The organism is Acinetobacter populi (assembly GCF_002174125.1).
GTDB classification, from domain to species: Bacteria; Pseudomonadota; Gammaproteobacteria; order Pseudomonadales; family Moraxellaceae; genus Acinetobacter; species Acinetobacter populi.
The window spans coordinates 203268-225645 of record NZ_NEXX01000003.1; the positions used below are offsets into that span (position 1 = coordinate 203268).

Genomic DNA, 22378 nt, shown 5'->3' on the forward strand with positions numbered 1-22378 from the left:
TCAATTATGTCTAACCAAAAAATTATTGAAGATGCGGATCAAACCGAATTAGAGGCATTATTTAACTCTTCCTCACCTATAGATGCGGGAATTACTGATGATAAACAGGCTTCAGCTTTAGATACCTTAGATTTAATAGCCTTAGATAGTTCGGATTGGGCGGCTAAAGATGCAGAATTAGATAATTTAAGCTCTAATCTTTCCACTGAGATTAATTATCGTTTCCAATTATTACAACATGCCTATCCTTTTGATATTAATGGATCAAATATTAAATTACGTTTTGAAAACACAAATTTATTTTATATTTTCTGTTTAATCATATCAAAATCAAAGTTAAAAGCTAAAAAAGGTGAAACAGCACATAATCAAAAAATGGCACGACTATTTGAGAAAATAACTTTAAAAATCATACAAAAATCTCTTGGTGAATTTGCATATAGCCATCATTTTGGCTTTCCTAGGGAAGATGGTCTAGGTATTATCGATGCGATGAATCAATTACAATCTCAATTAGATCTTAAAAATGAAATGAATGTAAGTTTATTGCCTTATAATATTCAAGATCTAAATAAACAAAAAGATCTTGGTATTGACCAAATAATATGGATTAAAAGACCAGATAGTCGTAAACACTCTCATCTTTTTTTATTAGGTCAGTGTGCGTGTGGACAAGACTATGTGCAAAAATATCATGATATAGATTTAAAAAAGATAGAAAGCTATTTCCGACCATTTACATATGTTCAACCTGTCAAAGTTATGAGTGTTCCATTCATTTTATCTGATAATGAAATAAATAGAGTTTCTTCTAGTGCAGGTTGGTTATTTGATAGAGTTTCACTATCTAGTCTCTATATAAAATTTAATGACATTCGAGAAGAATTTAATAATCAGATAATTGAATTAATTTCTAATTCAATACCACATGGAGAAAAATTTAAAGCCTCTTATTTCTTTGAAACTCTTCAACATGGAACTGGCAACCAAACTCCACAACAAATCCCAATATCTTCTCCTATAGTAAAAACTTAAGTTTTCTAGCTATTACTTCAAATAGTGGTGGTGGAACTGCATTCCCTACCACCTTATATTTATTTTCGAGAGAAGTTTCATTTTCTCTAGGAAATATTAAATCATTAAATCCTTGGATTCTTGCTGCCTCTTTATAAGTAAAACGACGTGCTGGTGCATCAGAAACAAATTCCCAATGATCCTGACTAATTTTAACCATATCTGGGCTTATGGGATGTAGTAACATATGCCTCGGACTACTCACCATTGTTCGAGATGTTTCATCCCAATTACGCTTTCTATTACGAGACATATAATACCAATGAAAACCATAATCATAATATTCACTTTTTTCTGGCCATAGTGGTAATCCTTCAAGTGCTTCTCGAATAGTTTTCTTAGGTATTAATTCTGTTCCGTGAGTCGGCTCAGGAAAAAGAAAATTTAATTGTAAATCATTACGGGTTCCTACAATAAAAATTCTTTTTCGTTCTTGTGCTACACCATAATCTGCTGCATTAAGAACTTTAAATACTACATTATAGCCCGCTTCAGAAAAAACTTTTATTTGATCCTTAAGCAAATGATCAAATGTTGTTCTTGTCATACCTGAAACATTCTCAACTATAAATGCTTTAGGTTTAATTAAATTTAGCGCCCTAGCAAATTCTAAATACAAATAATTCAGTTTATTATCTGCTTGGCGCTTCCCACCTTGGCTAAATCCTTGGCAAGGATAACATCCTGCCAATACATCAGCTGATGGAAAGCTCTTAACTATTTCTATATTCTGTAGAAGATAATCCGTTTCGGGATGATTTGCCTCATAAACCTCTTTTGCATAAGGTAAAATATCATTGGCCATCACGACTTCAAAGCCAGCTTTAATTAGACCAGCATCTGAGCCACCACAACCTGAGAACAATGATACAGCTTTCATTTTCTTCCTTTTACACTTTATTTAAATATATTCATGACAGGCTTTGCTAACATGCCTTTAATATACTTTCTCAAGTGGTGAATAGTAACTTAAGCGCAAAAAAATCTCTATAACTGCCTTATAGAATCTTAATCAAATGCGACAATTATTGTCGGTTTTTGAATGGAGTTTCTCGCATCAAAATAATAAAAATTACCTTTTTTGTAAAAATATCTTGCACTAAATTACCATTTAGGTAATATATATCTCACAGACAACAAAAAGCCTCTGACTACGGCTAAGAGATCAGAGGCTTTTCACAACAGCGGAGATAAATATGTCACAACACCCTATCCCAAATCAAGCAGTAAGCAAACTTCGTTACCCAACGCCTACAAGCACACCTACGCCAAAAGAAAAAATTAAGGCAGTCGCACGTATAGCCCTTGGCTACGCTGCCCTTACAGGAATCACCTGCCTTGCCCTTACTGGTGCCTATGCACTGGTCATCGGCTGGTAAGCAAACCAACGTAACAAACTGAAACAGCAAACGAAATTAACGTACAAAATTTAGACAAAATATTCATCTAAATTTCAATTTCGGTTGCATAAGCAACGATTCAACAAATTTTAAAAGGAATACTACCATGAATGCACAAGCGCAATTTTTAACGATCACTCCGGAACAACTTAAAGAGTTTGAACGGAAGATAGAGTTTCTCAGCTTTGATGTGGGATGTACAAACGACATTCTTAATCAAATGGGAACATTATTCTGCCTTATTGCGAAACTAGCAGAAGATGAAAATGGAGCTTCTATTATTCAAATTAGAGACTTGGCAAGGCTCGGGCATTTTACCTGTGATAGCTGGTCTAGCTGTGTGGATTCCATAGAGGAAAATGTCAAAAAACTTTCTCCACTCGAAACAGTCAAAGCCTAACCACAAGGATTTAAGAGGATATTATTATGAATGCAAAAGTAGATATCAAAAACCTTACCCAAGCACAGCTAGGACCAGATCAAGTGATGGTTTCAAAATCACATCTGGAAGCCCTAATCGCTCTTTGCAATGAAATGGAAGGTGCTTTCATTGAGTTGAGTATCTTATTTTCTTCTATCCAGAAAACTTCTGAGTGCTATAGGGCACAAACATTGGGAGATTTAGGTGCAATTCGTGCCAACCATTGGCAAGAACAGTGGGCGGAAGAAGTCCTTTCTCCACGAGTCCACTTTTCTAATGTACTTAATAAAGCATAGGAGAATACGACATGAACGCACCATTCGATCCAAAAAAAGCACCTCAATTAAAGCCAACAAAAACCGTAGTAGATTGTTTAGAAGATGCTTCGTGTGTTATTGGCACCTTAAGATCAGCACTACTGCATACAGTTACTAGCTATGAACAATGGGGCTTAACTGATGAAAAAACTGAATTAATGCTTACAGTAAGTATAAATATTTCAAAAAAGTTCTTAAGGGAAATAGATCAAGCATCATTGATTGGATTTGATTATTTAACAGATTTTCAACAGCAAATGGATGGAGTAATTGTAGCCATAGAAGAAATTTCTAAATTCTTCTTAGTAAAAAGCCACACTGTTAGTGCTTTGTATGGTGTGTATTACGCAGTCCAATATATCTATGACAATCTATCAGAATGTATTAACAACTCTCTTAATACTTCAACTCCAATTCAATAATAAAAGGAATCACACTATGAACGCTATCGTAACTCCGCAACCAGATCCTAAAAAGAATGGAAGTAAAGCTGAACTTCCAGAAAAATTACCTACGACAAGAAGCCGTGTTGCAATGGATTTATGTAATGCCTACGCTCTGGGAGCAGCCGACTTAGAGTGGGCGCATTATATGGTCGGTGATCTTAAAGATAAGTTCTTTGAACTCCGAGAATGTATGCAAAAAAATTATCATATTCATGAGATTCATTTTGAAAAATTAACTGCATTTTTTAAGATGTATGAATTTTTCCTTGAAGAACGACAAAGATGTCATCAAGAAATCGCAGAAAAATACAGTGAAGAATCCAAACAATTACCATCGCAACCTTTAGGCAGAAGCTAGGAGTCCGCATGAACAGCATCGTGAAATTTCCAACACCGCCCATGCCGGAACCACAGCCAGAATTACCCGTGGATCTAAACGATCCTATGGTAAAGGCACTTCTTGCCGAAGCAGATGACATGGTGTCATTTGACCTCAACACCAGCAATATTGAGGAATTACGCCTTAATACCCGGTTAATGCTGGTACGGGCATATTACGACAACAAACGCTATCGGATGATCATGCAGCTACTGCGTGTCATCTTAAGCGACCACCGTAAAAAAGAACTGGCCAAGTACCTAAGTTCGGGCAAATCGGATGACAAAGCCGCAGCCAAGGCACTGGCATTTAATCGGGCAATCTGTTTAATTCCCCGAAAATTTCCATCTAGCCTGTTAAATCCACAGGAACCACACAATGCAACCTGAATTAAAACCGTCTCCACGTGCTTGCACTACCCCGGTAGTGCAAGCCCAACAACGTTTATAAACAGCGAGATAAACTATGGGATCAATGGTTGATGAAGTAGATTGGGTCACACCGGAGCGTTTTTGCGAACTCATCGGAGAACAGCCCTCCAATCTGAAAAATCTACGCCCACAGTGGGAAGAAGGCAAAGTCTGGGCAAAGATTTCAAAACGTCGTATTTTGTACTCAATTAAAGGGTTTAATCAATGGGTAGAACACACAGCTCAGAATATCCAAAAGGAACAAGAGCAAAACGCGGCAGTATCCAGATTAACTTTACTTGGCACGGCGAACGAATCTGGCTCGTCCTCCCGCTTAAAGACCACTACGCTAATTTCGCCAAAGCATCTAAGATTAGAGCGGAATTAATCCAGAAAGCACAATTCGGTATCCTCACTGCCAAGGATATCGAACAAGTCACCGGACGGCCATTTAAGAATGCTGAGGAAGAAGACGACACAATTATCCCGTCCAGCCAACCGACATTTGCCTACTACGCCCAGCAATACCTATACGACCTCAACGACCATACCATCGGTACCAAAGAAAAATACCTATCCATTCTAGAGCGAATCTGGATGCCACTCTTTGCCGAAATGCCAATCGATACCATCAGCAGCCAGATGCTACGCAATGCCGTGAATAATCGGGAATGGTCATCGGCCAAAGTCAGGAACGATGCCCTGATCCCGTTACGTGGTACCTTCCTACTGGCCTTTGATGATGAAGTGATTGATAAGAACCCATGCGACCGCTTAAAAAACCAGAAAAACAAGGAATCCATACCCGATCCATTTACTACCGGCGAACGGGACCTGTTACTACAATGGTTAAAAAGCCAGTACCTCACCGAACGCCCGGTGATTTACCTGTATTTTAAAGTAGCTTTCTGAACTGGTTGCCGCCCTTCCGAACTCATTGCCCTTACCTGGCAAGATGTCGATATGCACAATAAACAGATCCTGATCAATAAAGGTCGGGTCAAGGGTGTGGACCAAGCTGCTACCAAAACCAAAAAGGAACGCTTTGTCGATCTTAACGAGGAAGCTTTTGATGCCTTTGTACAGTTACGGCAATTGTCGTATCTAAAATATGACCATGTCTTTATTTGTGCCGAAACCCATGAGAAATACACCACAGAACAATCATTATATAAAAACTTTAAACAGGCCATGAAAGCAACTGGTGTACGCTATCGCCCTGCCTATAATGCCAGACATACCTATGCCACCGTCTGCCTGATGAATGGCTTAAATCCGGTCTATGTGGCTGCACAGCTCGGGCATAGTCTGGTCATGCTGATGAAACGCTACGCACGCTGGATCAATTCGGATAAGAATAAAGAAGAAATTGCCAAGTTGAGTAAGACCAATGCTCACACGTTTCAAAATGGAAAGTTAAAAATTAGCTAAGTCTAATCGTCATGATTCATTGACCAGTTAGACTAATACGAGAACCATCTGGCAAGGTGGCATTGATTTCTAGATTTGCCCCAAGCACCTGTAAATATTGACGCAAAGTTGAAAGCTGAATATCTGCACGTTTTTCCAGTTGTGCAACTGTAGGTTGTTTAATATGCATTGCATCTGCAACCTGTGCTTGTGTAAAGCCCAGTTTTTTACGTAGATGTGCCAGACGGATTGCTGTAATCATGTCACTTGCTTTGGCTTCAATAATCGCTTGATCTTCCAAAGATAGTGTATCCATGAGTTCACTGATTGGTTTTGCCATGATCTGACTCCTCAAGATATTGTTGATAGCTTTTTTCCGCAATTGGAAAAAAGATTATTCTTATGGTTTTGACATTGCTCTTATAAAGCTTACCTGAACTAAATTTTACCAAACGTGCCCAAAACGTGCCCATAAAAAAAGGAACCAACCTAAGTGATTGATTCCTCTTTAAAATATTGGTGGGGACGGAGAGACTCGAACTCTCACACCTTGCGGCGCTGGAACCTAAATCCAGTGCGTCTACCAATTTCGCCACGTCCCCGATGTGCTGCGTATATTAGCAATGAGTTTTTATCTTGCCAAGTATTATTTTATAAAAAAGTATACGAATGCATATTTTATCATCAAATTATGTTTTTTTGATTAAATTCAAAGCATTTATCAGAGTTTTGATTTCAGAAAAGCGATTTTTTTTGAGTTTTGCCAACATTCCATCGAGTATATTTTGGTAAAGAGAATATTCTGTTGCGAATAATGGAATATCTGCCTGACAATGTTGCGTTGCCCAGTCCTGATAATTTTTACCCATAAAAGGCTTCTCACCCATCAATATCTCATAAAAAATAATCCCCAATGCATAAATATCGCTTTGTATGGATATGGCCTCACCAAGAAAAAGTTCGGGTGCCATATAAGCAGGTGTTGCCGAAATCTCAGCTTGTCTTGTGACCTCATAAATTTGTGAGGTTTGTGCAAGATCCAATAATTTAACTGGATTAGAAAACGTGATATGGCGTGATTTTAAATCGCCATGCACGTAATCAAGGTCATGCAAATGTTGTACGCTTAGACAAATATCCTGAAAAATCTGTATTCTTTTATCCGTGGAAAACTGCTTACTCAAATCTATATTTAAGGTCTGATAATATGGCATGACCAAAATTTCATTGATTACAGGAATAGGGAAATTTATATTTTCCACATTAGATGCCGTATAAATCAAAAAATCAGCACAAAATTGTTCTGTTTGAAATTGTCGATAGGCGTTAAGTTCATGTGCAAAACTTTGTCTAATGCCTTGTTCGGCATTTTCACCTAAAAATTTAAAAATATAAGCCTGTTCTTGTTGTGTAATTAAATATACATACTGCCCTGCCTGTTGAGTTGGCAAAGCACTTAAACACTTTTTCCATTGAAATGGTTGGTTTAAATCAAACAAATCACTCTAACCTGTCTGACAAAGTGATGTTTGTTGTTGACGTAATACAGTCAAACAATGTTCCAATGTTTTACCGACTCGGGCATGTGCTTCGATACTGGAAATTTTCGGCCAAGTGGCACGTTCTCCTTCTCGCTGTAATTTTTTAAATAAGGCAGGTGTAGGGTTTTGCAGCATATAGCCATAATGTCTTAAGCTATAGTGACCGACAATATTAATATCACCATAATAACGCTGTCCGACAATACCAAAGCCATGATCAACCAAACGCTGAATGATCGGTACACGTTCCAAATGCGTTCGGGTAAAATCCATCGCTTCCAGTGCAAGACTTTTTGCCTGATGGCGCATAAAACGGGTTGGCCAGCTCAATAAATCTTTACGATAACGCTCAATATCACTTTGCATAAACGGCACCACATGTGGATTAACTTGGCAAGCGATTGAATAATTAATGTTATAAAGCCTTGCCATTTTTTCTTGTGGAAAATCGCTACGTACACTGCCATCTACCCAACGGGTATTTGCCATATAGGGCGTATAAACACCATCCGGTCTTTTGGTGGTTAATTTCACAGGTGGAAATAATAAAGGCACAGCACATGAAGCCAAGGTCGCACTCCAGATCAATAAATCTGGAGAGGTCACTTCATTCATGATTCTTGGATGATGCGTTGCAATATAGGGCGCAACGACAATTGAAGCATGTCGTCCAGATTTTGAGAAGGCTTCACTAAAGGTATATTCGCCTAAATTTACGCGCAAAAACTTTTTTAATGCCTGTATATCGGCAATCCCGCTACGATCACGAATAATTTTAAAAATATTACGGAATTTAAAAGCATTTTCATAAAACCCATCACCGTGGATCAATTCCATTAATTCTGTATCAGTTCGGGTCGCCATCATGCCCGCCATCAATGCACCGGCACTTGATCCGGAAAACACTTTTGGCAATAAATCCTGCTCATATAAAGTTTTACATACGCCACTATGAAATAATCCTAATGTCGCCCCACCTGAAAACATTAATGCAGGCTGACCATAAGCCTGTAATGCACCTTCAAAATACTTCATTTTTTCGGTCAGACTCAATGCAGTAAATGTTTCACAAGCAATATAGGCAAATGCTTCACAGACCTGCTCGATATAGTCTTCAATCAGTTTTTTGGTGCCAAAAAAAGTTTGGGTATAAAGTAAGGGATGGGAAATATTAGCAATATCAAAATTTAAGCCTTCTCTTAAATATTGTGCCAGATCAAGTTGCTGGTCCTGATTTTTTAGCCGTTTTATTCGGGTCAGACGCTGAGCAATAAATTCATATCCATAATATGGCGAAGCATTTTCATATTTCCATGCTTCCAAACCGGAGGCCTGATCCAGCGCCAAAGCAATACTTTTCCACTGTTGATAATTATCCGCATACTGCAAATCTCGTTTTAATTTGGCAATCACATAACGCTGATGCGAATTTTTTTGATGGAGAAAATGTTGATGCATGCACTTCCCTATACAATTCCGATTTGATCAATATGGTCATTTATCGCAACATTATCATAGCTAGCCGAAAAACCAATACTTAAATGACAGCTATTTTTGGACACAAATCCTATGCATATTATCGTTTGGCAAGATCCTGTTTTTGTTTAACCTGTAACCATTGCCACCAGCCGAATGAAGCCATCCCCACAAAAGCTGCATATAAAGCTGCGGTCAACCATAAATCCTTATACATAAACATACCGACATAAACAATATCGACAAACACCCATAGAATCCACGTGGCAATATGTTTGCGACTGGTCCAGTAAGTTGCCAATAGACTAAAGGCTGCCAGTTGTGAATCAAGCATTGGTACCGCAGCATCAGTAAAGTGTTTTAGAATCAGCCCAAACAATAATCCTGCAACGGCAGCGAGTAACATTTGCAGTGCGACGACTGATTTTGTAATCGGTTCAATCCGAATGTCATGATCTTTTTGTTTGCCCTTAAGCCAGTTATAAAATCCATAAAAATTAACCAGCATAAAGAAAAATTGTAGGATGGTTTCGCCATATAGCTTAAAGGTATAAAATAAATAAGCATATAAAACAAAAGCAACGAAATTAAAAAACCAGCACAACATATTACGTTTAATGGTCAATGCGACGCCAATAATACTGATCACAACAGCAAAAATTTCTAGGTTTGACATAATCATGCGTCATATGAGGCTTCAAAGTAGTATAAATCAATTCTAAAAATACGATAGATATTTGTGTGGCACTATCATCAAGCAGCTTATATTTTTATACTGCTATCAGTATCTCATTATAGTGACAGGCATGAACACCTTACGCAAAGATATTCGCAAACAACGCCGTACATTATCCCGTTATGCTTTGGCACAGGCTGCACAAAAGATATTATTTCAGGCAAGCCGTCATCCTAAAATTCGGTCTGCACGCCGTATCGGCATTTATCTCGATGCATTTGGCGAAGTTCCGACACGTGCATTGATTTTTGCATTATTAAAACAGCATAAAAAAGTCTATCTGCCAGTGATTTGTCCGATGAATCAACACTTGCTATGGCAAGAGATTTCTATTCAGCAGATGCGAAATCAACGCTTTACACGACACCAACTCGGTATGAAACAAGCAGTCCAACATCGTGCCTTAAACATCTCACATCTTGATCTGCTAATTATGCCTTTGGTGGTATTTGATCAACTGGGACAACGCATAGGAATGGGTGGTGGCTTTTATGATCGCACGCTTGCCATGCACCCACATTTGCCCTATCGACTTGGCCTGGCACATGATTTTCAAAAAAGTAAAATGATCTTAAAGCAACAAAAATGGGATCAGAAACTGAATACTGTGCTTACACCAACAAGGCACTATAATTTTAGATAGGCTCAATCGTAAAGTTTATATAAGCCAACAAATCTTTGACATTTTGGATCTTCTGATTGAAATTCCAAGGTATGATCTGTTCGAATCAGGCTATAAATACATTTATTTTCCAGATCGGTGATATCTGTCAAATGATCCGGCGAGCTATAAGAACGTAAATAGGCAATACGCGTTGCTTCACTGTTGTTGGGACTACGATATTGTATGCCTTCAATTTTAATTCTGTTTTTATCTAATTGCTGTAACTGAATATGCGTCATTTGAGAATCGATAGCTGCACTTTTATAACGAATATAATGCTGAGTCAGGCTCTGGTTTATGGTGGTAAAAAAAGTTAAGTCATCAATTCGCTGTTCAAATTCCCGATGAATACACTGTACCGACTTGCAGGATTTAACATATTTTTCCCAAGCGCGATTCGAAGTCTCTAATAATTTTAATGGCGCATTCGACATCAACTGAGCATTCAGATATTTTTCCCGGATTTGTTGATTTAAATCTTTTAATTCTTGATGGCTACAGACCTTCTGATCAAAGGCACCGGACAATTTTTTTTCACAATCAGGCATTCCAGCAAATACATGTTGCTGAAGCAAAGCCAGACAGACCATCGAAAAAAAACGACTAATAAGTAAATGACTATTCATAAAACTGTTCATAAAAATAGTGACTAAGAATATGACTAAGCCATAAAGTAAGATATGCTTACTATACGTGTTTCATTTATATTTATACAAGTCATTCATATGAAATAAGCGGTGGGATAAGTTTAAAAATGCTACGAATAGGACAAGGTTTGGATGTACATGCGTTTGAAGCAGGCAGTTTTGTAACACTCGCAGGTGTAAAAATTCCACACACACAAGGTTTAAAGGCACATTCCGATGGTGATGTCATCTTGCATGCGTTGGCAGATGCACTATTGGGGGCATTGGCACTTGGAGATATCGGACAACATTTCCCTGATACCGATCCGGAGTTCAAAGGTGCGGATAGTCGTGTACTTTTACAGCATGTTTATCAGTTAATATTGAATCAAGGCTATCAACTCCTAAATGCTGATATTACTGCTGCATGCGAGCGCCCAAAACTGGCACCGCATAATCTTGCCATGCGCCAAAATATCGCCGAAGATTTAAATGTAGAATTGTCACAAATTAGTGTAAAAGCCACCACTACTGAAAAGCTAGGCTTTACTGGTCGTCAGGAAGGGATTTTTGCTTCTGCGGTGGTTTTATTACAAAAAATTTAAAACAATTATATAGGATAAAGCCCTTGCCAATTAAATGCTTAAAAATGGTCATGATTGTTCTGGCTTTTTCATTGAGTCAGGCTTGGGCAATATCTGCACAGAAACTTGTGGTCGATGCACGATCACAAATTGGCAAAACCCTATATTATGATCCGGCTTATAGCAAATTGCCCTATCCGATGGGTGATGTCCCAATGATTAAAGGCGTGTGTACCGATGTCATCATTCGTGCCTTACGTCAACAGAATATTGATTTACAGCAATTAATTCATGAGGATATGGCGAAAAATTTTCAGGCTTATCCGCAAAAATGGGGACTAAAATCCACAGATCGTAATATTGATCATCGACGAGTACCCAATATTGCAACATACTTCAAACGGCAAGGCTATCAAATCAAGCATGCCCAATATCAGGCAGGTGATATTGTCACTTGGGATTTAGGCAAAGGTCTGGTGCATATCGGCATTGTTTCAGACCGTAAAAGCCGCATCAAAAATACACCGCTGATTATTCATAATATCGGGCGTGGTACGCAGGAAGATAATATTTTGTACAGCTACAACATTACCGGACATTATCGTCTTCCCTAAGTCTAATCTAACTGAGTTGCTCAATTTCCTTAGTGGACTGTCTGGCTTGCAATTGCAATTGTAGCGCATGCATCAAGCCCGTCCAGGTTTCATTCGGTTGCCAGATTTGCTGTAATAATGCATCAGCCTCGGCAATATTCATGCCCATATAATATTGACGATATAGATACATCAGGCTGCTAACACGAAAATTTTTGGCACAGTGCAACCAGACTTGTTGCTCTCGAACCAGATGATCAACCAAATCCAGCACCAGCAAAGCAGCGCTACTATTTGGACAATCCCACAACAGTGGAATTTGAATATAGTCCAGTCCCAGCTCCAAGCAAATACGGTCTTCAAATGGTAAATGATTTGAGGCATCTGTCAGGGCAAGATTAATGATGGTACTAAAACCATTTTCCTTAATCAGATTCAGTTGTTCTGCGGTCGGTTGGCCGGAAGTATAGAGATGCTCATGTACAGGCATAAATGCAAGAATCGTGTTGAACTGTTCCTGCATGGTGTCTTGTTGCTGCATAGAAAAAACGCCATCTTTCGATGGCGCTCCATAAGTTATCGTTGAGGTAAAACGTCTTTTAAAGCGGCATCCATTTCAAGTAACACCTGTTCGGTAGTATCCCAGTCAATACAACCATCGGTAACAGATTGACCATATTCTAACTGACTCAAATCTTTTGGAATATCCTGACGACCACCTTTAAGATGACTTTCAACCATCACACCCACAATGGTTTTATTACCATCAACAATCTGCTCGGTTAAATTTCTTAATACCAGCGGTTGCAAGTATGGATCTTTATTAGAGTTGGCGTGACTGGCATCAATCATGATCTTGTTGCTGACCTTGGCCTTATTCAATGCATCTTCAGCCTGTGCAACAGAGCTGGCATCATAGTTGGGTTTGCCATTACCACCACGTAATACCACATGCGCATATGGGTTACCACTGGTACGAATGATCGACACCTGACCATGATCATTTAAGCCTAAGAAACTATGACCGGATTTCACAGCTTGCATTGCATTGGTCGCAACGGTTAAACCGCCATCAGTACCATTTTTAAAACCAACTGGGGAAGATAAACCGGAAGACATCTCGCGGTGAGTTTGGCTTTCTGTAGTCCGTGCACCAATAGCAGACCAGGAAATTAAGTCCTGTAGGTATTGCGGTGAATTGGGATCAAGTGCTTCGGTTGCACATGGCAGACCTTTTTCATTTAATTCCAGTAATAATTTACGCCCAAGATGTAAGCCTTTTTCGATATCAAAAGAATCATTCATGTCCGGATCGTTAATCAATCCTTTCCAGCCCACAGTAGTGCGTGGTTTTTCAAAATAAACCCGCATGATGATGTATAAAGTATCTTTGACTTTTTCACTTAATGCAGCCAAACGATCAGCATATTCGTGTGCAGCTTTTGGATCATGAATCGAACAAGGCCCGATCACTACAAACAAACGCTTATCTTTGCCATCTAAAATATCACGAACAGTTTGACGACCTGCAAGGACAGTAGCACGAGCTTTTTCGCTCAAAGGTAATTCTGCTTTTAATTGTGCTGGCGTGATCAAAGGTTGTACGCTGGCCACATTAATATCATTTACATCAGTATTTGCCACTTTTTGGGCAGTTAAATCACTCATTACCGTCTCAAGAACTTATCAACATCTATAAATGTGATCAATATAGCATAAAATTGCTGTTTTTATCAGCTTAGCCAATTGATAAAACTGGAAAAGTCACGCTATTTTTTAAGCTGATATTTTTTCTACTGGCATGATTTGAACCACTGCAACTTCAACTTTCGGCTTTGCTTTTACAGGATTAATCATAAAGTTAACCCCCAGCGCAAATAAGGTAATCCCCAAAATACGACGAATCAATTTCTCAGGCATTCTTGAACTAATTAATGTCCCCACGATAATGGCAGGAATCGAACCGACCAGTAACCACATTAATAAGGTAAAATCTACATTACCTGCACTCATATGGCCAATCCCCGCAACTAGCGTCAGGATGACCGCATGCACTACATCAGAACCAATAATACGAATCATGGGTAAATTCGGAAACATAATAATCAGTGCCATGATCCCAAATGCACCTGCACCAACAGAAGATAAGGTCACAAATACCCCGAGAATAATCCCCATCATCACAATATAGACACGTTTATTATTGGCAATTTCATGACGTTCTTGGTCTGAAATGTTTTGCTCTTGACTACGATAACGGCTAAAAAATTTCTCAATTTGTGGACGGAAAATAATTGAAATACCGGTAATGGTCAGCATAAAACCCAGAAACATGGTCAATACAGTTTTGTAATGAACAGACTGACTTAAATAGTGATCCAATACCCAAGTGGTAATCAATGATGCAGGAATACTGCCCAATGCTAGAAATAAGACAATTGGCCAAACAATATTTAATTTTTTTGCATGCACCAATGAACCACAAAATTTGGAAATTGCGGCATAGAGCAAATCGGTACCAATCGCAATATGCGGTTCAATTTTAAATAGACTAATCAAAATCGGTGTCATTAAAGAACCGCCACCTACACCGGTAATGCCGACACAAAAACCGACTAACATTCCGGCAAGAATAAAATGGATGGCATCAAGCATGGCTATTCCACAAATTATGAAAAATTTTGCGAATACTATAACTTTTAATGCTAATACGTTATTCACATATTTGGATTACTTATGAAAAATAAAGATATATGCAAATACCGAATTATCGAAACCGCTTATAATTTATTGATATATATATTTTTAAGATAATTTTATCTAATAATTCGATTTATAGGAATTTATAAACGACAAAATCAAGTGTACTTTTTTTAAACAACACATGGATAAGTCCAGACTTGCCTAGACTTATCCATACAAATTTTTTACATATTTTCTAGGGCTGATTGTTGCCATGATTGCAGAAAATGTTCCGCATCCTGATCATATAAGCCCAGTAAATATTCAATCTGATGTAACCAATCCTGATATTGTGTTTGAGCAACTGATAATTCGCTTAAATCATGCTGTAAAGCCTGTGAAAGTGATTGTCCTTGATCCAGTGCTTGCTGGAATAGTTGGATTTCTTCATCGTCTTTGGATAAATTCGATTTGGCATATAATACTGCCAGTGTTGCACCATATAATAAGGCATCAACAGCAAGTTCATGTCGTGCATTCATTTGAATCGAGCCAAAAACCCGATCATTCAGTTGTAACTTGCGGATCGGATCACGTCCTACCCGAATACAGGGATCCTTGAACGCACTTCTGCACGACTGTAAAAAGCTGTGTTTTAATTGCGGTAAAATTTTACTGATATTGGGAAACTCATAACTCAAACCCAACCCAACTTCATGATCGAGTAGGCGCTCAACAAGGGCCTGAATACGCTCATCCCCCATGGCGACACCAATGGTTTCATGTCCAAGTAACAGACCATACCATGCGATCATGCTGTGCACGCCATTCCATAGACGATTTTTCACAGTTTGGATCTGGGTAATGTCATCAACAGCAATCACCTGTCTCAGCTGATTTAACAATGGGCTATTATTTTCCACATAGATAGGCATATCGCTTTCACTATGGAAAAGAATCAAATCCATGGATTGTAATACATGACTTGGCTGAAAGTTTTGTTTTAAATCGGCAATGGTGGTATCCATAAATTTGGCTTGTTCAGCCGTCAATGAAGTACTATCCTCAATATCCAGTGGATCATCATCATTTTTATCCAGTTGATATTGCTGAAATAAATTGTATTTAATTCTTAATTGACGATACAGTGCCTTGTCATTGAGCTTGGACACCATACGATTGACAACGGTATCAACAAAAATATTCTGCGCCAAAATCTCCTGTGCAGTCTGCTGATCAGTCAACGTCAATAACGCATGCTCAATATGTTCCAATACAAATTGTTTGGCACCGACTTTATTCAAAATAATCATCAGTGTTAATGGCTGTGCATCAGCAGCGTGACGCTCGATTAAACTTCTGGCAATCAGCGGGCTAATCGTTTCAATTGCATGTTCAGGCATACACAAGGCAACAATTGACGATTGCTGATACATCGAAACAATATCCTGTTCCTGATTTGAATCAATAATCTCTATGCCATCTATGATTTCATCATAAGATTCTTGATGATAGCGAATACAATATTTACCAAATGCCTGAATAGACTCTTTATACAGCGCATTGCTGGTGGTCGCCAAGATTTTTGCAGGTCGGGTGTAGCCGTCCCAATGCGCAAATATTTGTGCCAAATAACCACCACCGATTGCCCCAAAGCCATGAATACCAACAATATGTTGATTGTAGGCCTGCGGAAAGCGATCCATCGGTTGTGGCATACCTACCGATTCAACATACGTATTGAGATCCTGTAATAATGCCTGCATATCGTCATAAAAAAATTCTGCAAGCTTCAGCATCTCAGGTGTTGGTACTTTAATATCCTGTAATAAAACAGTATGCCCTTGTGTTGCATATGCTGACTTTAAACCGTTTTCCGAATCTTCAAACATCAAACATTGCTGGGGTTGCAGATTTAACTTACTGGCGGCCAGCAAGAAAATTTCTGGATGCGGCTTGCCCTGCTCCACATCATCACCACAAATTACCACGTCAAAGTATTTATAAACATTGGCATTGATCAAATATTCTTCGGCGATCACACGTTTACTTGAGGTTGCAACAGCCATACGCAAACCAGATTTTCTTAACCGTTCCAATACTTCGACCAATCCTGATTTTATCGGGACACCATATTGCCGCACATGCGCCAGTTCTAGTTGATCTGCATATTGACGGATTTCGGCATAATTAACCTGTTCACCATATATTTCTCTGGCAAGTTCTTGTGCACGTTTTGCACTCAAGCCCAGACAGGACATTAAATAATCCTCTGAGAATGCTTGTCCGATTAACTCCTGAGATGCCTGTTTCAAGGTTTGAAACCGTAACCGCTCGGTATCAAACATTGTTCCATCCATATCAAAAATTGCACCCGCTATGGCAATGCCATGATAATCCAACATCTAAACTCCTAAATTAGGGAATAACATTTCAATTTATAGCGTTTAGCCTAGTATAAAAATTGATCTTTATAATGATATTGGCAAAATTAAGGTCTATTGATACATAAAATATACATAAAATGCCTATATTTCAGTCAAACGACATAAACTTTATTTCAAATTGTTAATGATCAATAAACCCTGTTACATGCTAAAATTCATTTTAAATCGGATATTTTTAAGGATTTACTGTGTCAAAACGGCTAAAAATTGCAATAGTTGTCGGAGAAGTATCGGGAGATACGCTAGGCGCAGCACTGATTCGTAGTTTTAAAGCACAAGGAATTGACGCAGATTTTGAAGGTATTGGTGGACCACAAATGATTGCGGAAGGCTTTAAGAGTCTTTATCCGATGGATACTTTGTCAGTTATGGGACTAGTTGAAGTATTAAAACACCTCAAAGACTTGTTTGCTGTACGTGACGGATTAATCCAGCATTGGGAAAATGCACCTATCGATCTATATATTGGTATTGATGCACCGGATTTTAATTTACGTGTGGCAAAACTCATTAAAGATAAGAAGTTACCGATTAAAACCGTACAATACGTTAGTCCTTCGGTATGGGCATGGCGACAAAAGCGTGTCTTTAATATCAAATATGCGATTGATCTGGTGCTATGCCTGTTCCCCTTTGAAGTCGATTTCTATCAAAAATATGATGTACCTGCTGTCTTTGTTGGACATCCATTGGCAAAACAATTACCTTTAAATCCGGATGCTCAACAAGCCAAACAACAATTGCAATTAGATCCGGCACAAGCTTACATTGCCTTATTACCTGGCAGTCGTAGCGGTGAAGTATCAAAATTGCTGCCAGTAATGCTGGAATCGGTACAACGCATGATGCAGTCTCAACCACAATTAAAATTTCTGATTCCGGCAATCAATGCACAGCGCTCACAGCAAATCAAAACCTTATTAGCTACCCAACCCGATACTGTACAAGAAAAAATACACGTCATTGACAATACGCATACTAGCTCAAATATTGGTCGTCTGGTCATGCAAGCCAGTGATGCTGTAGTTCTGGCTTCTGGCACAGCGACACTTGAAGCATTATTGCTACATAAGCCGATGGTCGTGATTTACAAACTGCATTGGCTAACCTATCGCATTATGTTATGGATGGTGAAAATTCCTGATTATTCATTGCCAAATATTATTGCAAAGAAAAAAATCGTCACCGAATTGATTCAATCTGATGCAACTGCACAAAATATAGAACGAGACTTAACGCGTTTACTCAATACCGAACAAGGCCTGTTACAACAGCAACAACTGCTTGCATTACACGAAATGCTAATTTCAGATCAATCGATTCAGGATCCGGCACAGGCTATTTTGCAACATTTTCATTTGGTTTAAAGAAAAGCATAAACCATGATAAATTAGCGTCCTGTAAGTATTCAGTCGGTAATCTAAATAGCTCTAATGCTATTTCACATAATTGCCTTAGAAATAGAAAAGTCCTATATTTAAGTTTTTTCAGACCTCGTCCACAGCCAAATCTGTACCAGCACCATACAACCAATAGTGATCCCAACAAACCATGGATGTGGCACTTTCCAGATCATGATCCCTGCTGCAATACTCATACTGATCAGGGAAATATATTTGGCTTTTCTTGGAATACTACGATGCTCATGCCACTGCTGCAAGATCGGTCCAATAAAACGATTGTGATAAATCCAGAAATGTAAACGCTGTGAACCTTTGGCAGCAAAAAAACCTGCCAGTATATAAAAATCAATGGTCGGTAAACCCGGCACGACAATCCCTATCGTACCAATGATGATACAAGCCCAAGCCAAGATGATACATAACCAGCGAATAATCGCTGATTTTGCCAGTTTTGGTTGTTTTCCAATTTTATGCTCTGGCTTGGCTGGTTGCATCGGCATCATGATCCCTATTTACTTCAATTGATCCAGATTTTCCAATAATGTACCAAAACGGGAAAAACCATCCAAAGCGCCTTGAATCACTTTGTCCTGATCTTCTTTGCTAAAATTAGCATCATCCAAAGCCTGTTTAAATCGTTTCCAGACTCGCATGCGACCTTCAGGATAGGCTGCCAGATTTCTTGCACCAAATTCTGCTGATAAGCCTAATTTTGCTTGTGCTTCCTTAAATAAAAAAGCTGCCCCCAATGTTGAACCTTCTGAGACATAGATCCAGCCCAAGGCTTCTGGATAACCAACATTCAATGTGGCAATCTCTTCACTTTGTGGTTCAAGTCCTAAATCCTGTAAGTCCAGTATTGCGGCCTGTGAACGTCCCCTTACCTCTAAATCCGGTATGATTTTTTCTACTTCTACATGTCGATATAGATTTTCGACATCCTGCTGGAAATAGTATTGTGCCAATGTATGCTGTGCATAGTTATGCCGATTGGCAAAGACTTGTGCTTTTTCCATTAGCTGTTCCATACGGTCATGTTCGTGGCTGGTTTCGATTTTTAGCCGTTGTGAAAGCATGGATGTTAAAACTTTTGTTAGGCGTATATTCATTTCATTAATCTCTTAAATTTTTAAATTGATTGATCCAGATTAAAACTGGTAAGACACACTTAATTTATAGTCACGACCAGTACCTGTCATATATTCACCGAGATACATTTTATAATCTCGATTAAAAACATTATCGATTCCAAAATTAATCGTTAAAGGTTTTTGAGATATTGGTTGCCATACCGCAAATAAATGATGTAATGCATAACCTTTGGTACGCGGTAAAGAAAACCCAGAAGCACCAATAGAGTTATCTGTATTTAATATACTTCTGTCCTGTGCATCGACAAAAATACCTCGCCAGCCAGCTGTAAAATTATATTGAGGCAAATTAAACCCAAGTGTTGCCGTTGCTTTACGTGGAGGCATTTCTTCAATCCATGTTTTTTGACTGAACCATGGATTTACTGGTGAATTATCTCGTTGACCACGTATATAGGAATAGGTGATGCCAGCAAAATACAACGGGTGGTTATAAAACATTTCTGCCTCATATCCCTTAATCGTATAATCCGTAATATTTCGATAAAAACCGTGATTATAATTACCATTGCAAACATTGGCATTTGCACTTTCCCCCGCTGCAATTATCTCGGCTTGTGCCTGACAAAAAACCGAACGGTTTCTAAAAATTTCATTAGAACCTCGGTTATCATAATAGGTTAAACGTATTTGCAGATGGTCATTGTCAGTAAATAAGTCATCAAAATTCATTTCATTGCCTAAACGAATTGCCAACATTTTTTCTGGTAATAAATAAAGGCTGGTTGAAGGAACTGTGGCTGTGGGGCCATCCACATAATATTGCTCATCCACGCGTGGAGCACGCCAGGTTTTACTGAAGTTCGCAAACCAGGTTATAAATTCTGCTTGTTGCCAGGCTAATGCCAGTCGTGGAGACCACCCTGTATAGGTTTTGCTTGAATAATCCTGACCAACTTCAAGATGACTATATCGAGGTGCACGATTACCAAATCCCTGATTGGTAATATGATCATATCGAAGCGATGGCGTAATCGTAAATTTATTGATCTGATATTGATCTTCAAGGAATAAAGCAAATAATTTTTGTTCACCTGCCGGCATAAAATTTGGCTCAAAATAACCATAGTTATAATCGGGATTATTATCATAGCTCAGCACATGGATAAGAGAATTTTGTTCCATTTTTTGGTATTGAAAGCCCACTTTAATTTTATGCTTGCCATAATTTGTCACCAAATCACTCAGGTTGGTAATTTTTAACGCCGTATTACTATAATCAACCCAACTTTCATTACCTAAATTGGCAGCAAGCATATTTACTGTTGGCAAACGTTTGTCATGTTGTTTAGTCTTTGAATAAGATGCTACAGCCTTAATATTAATATAGGGATTTTCTGTAGGATCATATTCATAACTTGCCGAATAACTGGTATCTTCCTGATCCCGATAAACCAAGCGTCGTTTCCATGCTTCATCATAACCATAGCGCTCAATATCTGCTGCTGTTGGTACTGCATCTTGATCCCGCATTGCAGCAAAAGGCTCCCAACCGTTATGACCACTTTGCATAAAATTCAAGGAAATTTTTTGCTCATCCGTAGGATAAAAATTTAATTTTGCCATATAGGTATCTTGATCCTGAGCAGAATATAGAAATTTTGATCCATCCGGACGTTTTATTTCTCCACTATCACGCTTGGTATAATAGAGAAGGCCATCAAGTAAACCATTTTCACTTTGAGCATACGCTGCACCAGTATAGGTATTCTGATCATTATTACTAAATCGAGAATATTTTAAAAAAGCACCAACATTTTTACCGTCTAATAGTAAATCTTTTACATCTTTGGTCTCTAACGTCACCTTTCCACCAAAACCGCCATTACCGACCTCTACATTATGCGGGCCTTTATCAACAGTCACCTGCTTTAAGATTTCTGGTTCTATAAATACTGAACCCTGACGATATTTATCAAATGTTTTTACTGAGTCATCTAAAGTAATAGGTACATCTTCAACACTTTGCATACCCAAAATATTAATGGTTTGCCCACCTGGCCGGGGTGAACCTGTAGATGACACACTAGGCATATTATCCAACAGTTGAGCTACATTATTGACCTGATAACGATCAATGGCCTTTTGAGTTAAGACACTTTGACCAAACTGGATAGGTTCATCAGCATGTACCACAATTGGCGACATTTGATAAAGTGAATGTTCATTGGCCTGATTTGATGTCCTATCCTGCTTTAAAGGTGTTTTTCCCTTTTTAACAATATAAAATGTCTGTCCCTCTTTACGTAGACTCAGATCAGTATCCTGCAATAATCGCTGTAAAGCCTGTTCAACTGTGTATTGACCGGATAATGCAGAAACATTGCGATTTTCCAGCATGTCACTGGCATATAAAATCTGGATATTACCTTGTCTGGCAAGTTGATCAACCGCTTGATGCAAAGGCTGTGCCGCCAGATCAAGGTTTACTGTTGTTTCCTGTGCCCACAACACACTCGAATACAACATTGTCCCCACCATTAGACTGACTGCTTTTAACTTCCAGTCAGATTTCCCGTTTCTTTTCACTGCAAAATATGGATATTGCCCCATCACCAAAACCTCTACCAATGAATTTTTAATGTCTTCATCTCTATAACCGTTTGGGCAAAGGCAAA

Annotated in this window: 25 protein-coding genes, 1 tRNA gene and 1 pseudogene; 13 read left to right on the plus strand and 14 right to left on the minus strand. The window is 38.6% G+C overall.

Going from position 1 to position 22378, the window contains the following annotated elements; genetic code table 11:
* Nucleotides 1–6 precede the first annotated feature (6 nt).
* Entirely contained in the window at nt 7–1035 is a 1029-nt protein-coding gene (locus CAP51_RS10055) for a none (protein ID WP_213062685.1), read from the plus strand.
* Here the strand turns inward: CAP51_RS10055 and CAP51_RS10060 are convergent.
* Nucleotides 1019–1954, minus strand: a complete 936-nt coding sequence (locus CAP51_RS10060) for a DNA cytosine methyltransferase (protein ID WP_087620627.1) — start codon at nt 1952–1954, stop codon at nt 1019–1021. The two genes, CAP51_RS10055 and CAP51_RS10060, sit on opposite strands and share 17 nt — an antisense overlap.
* A 316-nt stretch (nt 1955–2270) precedes the next feature.
* Here CAP51_RS10060 and CAP51_RS10065 point away from each other — a divergent pair, with 316 nt between their 5' ends.
* The 8 genes and pseudogenes from CAP51_RS10065 to CAP51_RS17485 all read left to right on the plus strand — a co-directional run.
* On the plus strand, nt 2271–2453 hold the full coding sequence (locus CAP51_RS10065; RefSeq protein WP_087620628.1) for a hypothetical protein: 183 nt from the start codon (nt 2271–2273) through the stop codon (nt 2451–2453).
* A 127-nt stretch (nt 2454–2580) separates the two neighbouring features.
* Complete coding sequence (locus CAP51_RS10070) at nt 2581–2874, plus strand: hypothetical protein (protein ID WP_087620629.1); 294 nt, start codon at nt 2581–2583, stop codon at nt 2872–2874.
* Between the two features lie 26 nt (nt 2875–2900).
* Nucleotides 2901–3191, plus strand: coding sequence for a hypothetical protein (locus tag CAP51_RS10075; RefSeq protein WP_087620630.1), 291 nt, complete (start codon nt 2901–2903; stop codon nt 3189–3191).
* Nucleotides 3192–3202: 11 nt separating this feature from the next.
* A complete protein-coding gene (locus CAP51_RS10080; RefSeq protein WP_087620631.1) occupies nt 3203–3634 on the plus strand; it encodes a hypothetical protein in 432 nt (143 codons plus the stop codon).
* Between the two features lie 16 nt (nt 3635–3650).
* A complete protein-coding gene (locus tag CAP51_RS10085) occupies nt 3651–4016 on the plus strand; it encodes a hypothetical protein (protein WP_087620632.1) in 366 nt (121 codons plus the stop codon).
* 8 nt (nt 4017–4024) lie between these two features.
* A complete protein-coding gene (locus CAP51_RS10090; protein WP_087620633.1) occupies nt 4025–4426 on the plus strand; it encodes a hypothetical protein in 402 nt (133 codons plus the stop codon).
* A 246-nt stretch (nt 4427–4672) separates the two neighbouring features.
* Complete coding sequence (locus CAP51_RS17480; protein ID WP_245809128.1) at nt 4673–5359, plus strand: Arm DNA-binding domain-containing protein; 687 nt, start codon at nt 4673–4675, stop codon at nt 5357–5359.
* 12 nt (nt 5360–5371) lie between these two features.
* Nucleotides 5372–5878: pseudogene (locus CAP51_RS17485) on the plus strand (tyrosine-type recombinase/integrase); the annotation flags it as partial.
* A 16-nt stretch (nt 5879–5894) separates the two neighbouring features.
* Here CAP51_RS17485 and CAP51_RS10105 read toward each other — a convergent pair.
* From CAP51_RS10105 to pnuC, 5 genes are all read right to left on the minus strand, one after another.
* Nucleotides 5895–6197, minus strand: coding sequence for a helix-turn-helix domain-containing protein (locus tag CAP51_RS10105; protein WP_087620634.1), 303 nt, complete (start codon nt 6195–6197; stop codon nt 5895–5897).
* A 177-nt stretch (nt 6198–6374) separates the two neighbouring features.
* Nucleotides 6375–6459 (minus strand) — tRNA-Leu (locus CAP51_RS10110).
* 87 nt (nt 6460–6546) lie between these two features.
* Nucleotides 6547–7356: a protein kinase domain-containing protein gene (locus tag CAP51_RS10115; protein WP_087620635.1), complete on the minus strand. Its 810-nt coding sequence runs from the start codon at nt 7354–7356 to the stop codon at nt 6547–6549.
* A 6-nt stretch (nt 7357–7362) separates the two neighbouring features.
* Nucleotides 7363–8856, minus strand: a complete 1494-nt coding sequence (locus CAP51_RS10120; RefSeq protein ID WP_087620636.1) for a DUF3336 domain-containing protein — start codon at nt 8854–8856, stop codon at nt 7363–7365.
* A gap of 118 nt (nt 8857–8974) precedes the next feature.
* Nucleotides 8975–9550 (minus strand): nicotinamide riboside transporter PnuC, encoded by a 576-nt coding sequence (pnuC, locus tag CAP51_RS10125; protein WP_087620637.1) that lies wholly within the window; start codon nt 9548–9550, stop codon nt 8975–8977.
* 130 nt (nt 9551–9680) lie between these two features.
* On the opposite strand from pnuC, the gene CAP51_RS10130 reads away from it, so the two are divergent.
* Nucleotides 9681–10253 carry a 5-formyltetrahydrofolate cyclo-ligase gene (locus CAP51_RS10130; RefSeq protein ID WP_425426789.1) on the plus strand — a complete coding sequence of 191 codons (573 nt, stop codon included), beginning with the start codon at nt 9681–9683 and terminating at the stop codon, nt 10251–10253.
* Nucleotides 10254–10255: 2 nt separating this feature from the next.
* Here the strand turns inward: CAP51_RS10130 and CAP51_RS10135 are convergent, their stop codons facing one another.
* Nucleotides 10256–10900: an A1S_1983 family putative colistin resistance protein gene (locus CAP51_RS10135; protein ID WP_087620638.1), complete on the minus strand. Its 645-nt coding sequence runs from the start codon at nt 10898–10900 to the stop codon at nt 10256–10258.
* A gap of 128 nt (nt 10901–11028) precedes the next feature.
* On the opposite strand from CAP51_RS10135, the gene ispF reads away from it, so the two are divergent.
* Nucleotides 11029–11505: a 2-C-methyl-D-erythritol 2,4-cyclodiphosphate synthase gene (ispF, locus tag CAP51_RS10140; RefSeq protein WP_087620639.1), complete on the plus strand. Its 477-nt coding sequence runs from the start codon at nt 11029–11031 to the stop codon at nt 11503–11505.
* A gap of 50 nt (nt 11506–11555) precedes the next feature.
* Nucleotides 11556–12098, plus strand: a complete 543-nt coding sequence (locus CAP51_RS10145) for a DUF1287 domain-containing protein (RefSeq protein ID WP_425426799.1) — start codon at nt 11556–11558, stop codon at nt 12096–12098.
* Between the two features lie 7 nt (nt 12099–12105).
* On the opposite strand, the gene CAP51_RS10150 is transcribed toward CAP51_RS10145, so the two are convergent.
* The 4 genes from CAP51_RS10150 to mtlD all read right to left on the minus strand — a co-directional run bounded on the left by CAP51_RS10150 (nt 12106) and on the right by mtlD (nt 17164).
* A complete protein-coding gene (locus tag CAP51_RS10150) occupies nt 12106–12618 on the minus strand; it encodes a protein tyrosine phosphatase family protein (RefSeq protein WP_213062686.1) in 513 nt (170 codons plus the stop codon).
* A gap of 35 nt (nt 12619–12653) precedes the next feature.
* Nucleotides 12654–13745: a 3-deoxy-7-phosphoheptulonate synthase gene (locus CAP51_RS10155; protein ID WP_087620641.1), complete on the minus strand. Its 1092-nt coding sequence runs from the start codon at nt 13743–13745 to the stop codon at nt 12654–12656.
* A gap of 108 nt (nt 13746–13853) precedes the next feature.
* The gene (locus CAP51_RS10160) at nt 13854–14732 is read right to left on the minus strand and encodes a sulfite exporter TauE/SafE family protein (protein WP_087620642.1); all 879 of its coding nucleotides are present in this window, start codon (nt 14730–14732) and stop codon (nt 13854–13856) included.
* A gap of 272 nt (nt 14733–15004) precedes the next feature.
* The gene (gene mtlD, locus CAP51_RS10165) at nt 15005–17164 is read right to left on the minus strand and encodes a bifunctional mannitol-1-phosphate dehydrogenase/phosphatase (RefSeq protein WP_087620643.1); all 2160 of its coding nucleotides are present in this window, start codon (nt 17162–17164) and stop codon (nt 15005–15007) included.
* Nucleotides 17165–17394: 230 nt separating this feature from the next.
* On the opposite strand from mtlD, the gene lpxB reads away from it, so the two are divergent.
* The gene (lpxB, locus tag CAP51_RS10170; protein ID WP_087620644.1) at nt 17395–18573 is read left to right on the plus strand and encodes a lipid-A-disaccharide synthase; all 1179 of its coding nucleotides are present in this window, start codon (nt 17395–17397) and stop codon (nt 18571–18573) included.
* Between the two features lie 110 nt (nt 18574–18683).
* Here the strand turns inward: lpxB and CAP51_RS10175 are convergent, their stop codons facing one another.
* From CAP51_RS10175 to CAP51_RS10185, 3 genes are read right to left on the minus strand one after another with little or no spacing between them, the layout of a single operon-like run.
* Entirely contained in the window at nt 18684–19112 is a 429-nt protein-coding gene (locus CAP51_RS10175; protein ID WP_087620645.1) for a YbaN family protein, read from the minus strand.
* 9 nt (nt 19113–19121) lie between these two features.
* Entirely contained in the window at nt 19122–19718 is a 597-nt protein-coding gene (locus CAP51_RS10180; RefSeq protein ID WP_087620646.1) for a biliverdin-producing heme oxygenase, read from the minus strand.
* Between the two features lie 39 nt (nt 19719–19757).
* Complete coding sequence (locus tag CAP51_RS10185) at nt 19758–22313, minus strand: TonB-dependent receptor (RefSeq protein WP_245809131.1); 2556 nt, start codon at nt 22311–22313, stop codon at nt 19758–19760.
* Nucleotides 22314–22378 lie beyond the last annotated feature (65 nt).

Coding starts and splice junctions, on each gene's coding strand:
- CAP51_RS10055 (WP_213062685.1), top strand. CDS start 7: ATGTCTAACCAAAAAATTATTGAAGATGCGGATCAAACCGAATTAGAG.
- CAP51_RS10060 (WP_087620627.1), bottom strand. CDS start 1,954: ATGAAAGCTGTATCATTGTTCTCAGGTTGTGGTGGCTCAGATGCTGGT.
- CAP51_RS10065 (WP_087620628.1), top strand. CDS start 2,271: ATGTCACAACACCCTATCCCAAATCAAGCAGTAAGCAAACTTCGTTAC.
- CAP51_RS10070 (WP_087620629.1), top strand. CDS start 2,581: ATGAATGCACAAGCGCAATTTTTAACGATCACTCCGGAACAACTTAAA.
- CAP51_RS10075 (WP_087620630.1), top strand. CDS start 2,901: ATGAATGCAAAAGTAGATATCAAAAACCTTACCCAAGCACAGCTAGGA.
- CAP51_RS10080 (WP_087620631.1), top strand. CDS start 3,203: ATGAACGCACCATTCGATCCAAAAAAAGCACCTCAATTAAAGCCAACA.
- CAP51_RS10085 (WP_087620632.1), top strand. CDS start 3,651: ATGAACGCTATCGTAACTCCGCAACCAGATCCTAAAAAGAATGGAAGT.
- CAP51_RS10090 (WP_087620633.1), top strand. CDS start 4,025: ATGAACAGCATCGTGAAATTTCCAACACCGCCCATGCCGGAACCACAG.
- CAP51_RS17480 (WP_245809128.1), top strand. CDS start 4,673: ATGGGTAGAACACACAGCTCAGAATATCCAAAAGGAACAAGAGCAAAA.
- CAP51_RS10105 (WP_087620634.1), bottom strand. CDS start 6,197: ATGGCAAAACCAATCAGTGAACTCATGGATACACTATCTTTGGAAGAT.
- CAP51_RS10120 (WP_087620636.1), bottom strand. CDS start 8,856: ATGCATCAACATTTTCTCCATCAAAAAAATTCGCATCAGCGTTATGTG.
- pnuC (WP_087620637.1), bottom strand. CDS start 9,550: ATGTCAAACCTAGAAATTTTTGCTGTTGTGATCAGTATTATTGGCGTC.
- CAP51_RS10130 (WP_425426789.1), top strand. CDS start 9,681: ATGAACACCTTACGCAAAGATATTCGCAAACAACGCCGTACATTATCC.
- CAP51_RS10135 (WP_087620638.1), bottom strand. CDS start 10,900: ATGAATAGTCATTTACTTATTAGTCGTTTTTTTTCGATGGTCTGTCTG.
- ispF (WP_087620639.1), top strand. CDS start 11,029: ATGCTACGAATAGGACAAGGTTTGGATGTACATGCGTTTGAAGCAGGC.
- CAP51_RS10145 (WP_425426799.1), top strand. CDS start 11,556: ATGATTGTTCTGGCTTTTTCATTGAGTCAGGCTTGGGCAATATCTGCA.
- CAP51_RS10150 (WP_213062686.1), bottom strand. CDS start 12,618: ATGCAGCAACAAGACACCATGCAGGAACAGTTCAACACGATTCTTGCA.
- CAP51_RS10155 (WP_087620641.1), bottom strand. CDS start 13,745: ATGAGTGATTTAACTGCCCAAAAAGTGGCAAATACTGATGTAAATGAT.
- CAP51_RS10160 (WP_087620642.1), bottom strand. CDS start 14,732: ATGCTTGATGCCATCCATTTTATTCTTGCCGGAATGTTAGTCGGTTTT.
- mtlD (WP_087620643.1), bottom strand. CDS start 17,164: ATGTTGGATTATCATGGCATTGCCATAGCGGGTGCAATTTTTGATATG.
- CAP51_RS10175 (WP_087620645.1), bottom strand. CDS start 19,112: ATGATGCCGATGCAACCAGCCAAGCCAGAGCATAAAATTGGAAAACAA.
- CAP51_RS10180 (WP_087620646.1), bottom strand. CDS start 19,718: ATGAATATACGCCTAACAAAAGTTTTAACATCCATGCTTTCACAACGG.
- CAP51_RS10185 (WP_245809131.1), bottom strand. CDS start 22,313: ATGGGGCAATATCCATATTTTGCAGTGAAAAGAAACGGGAAATCTGAC.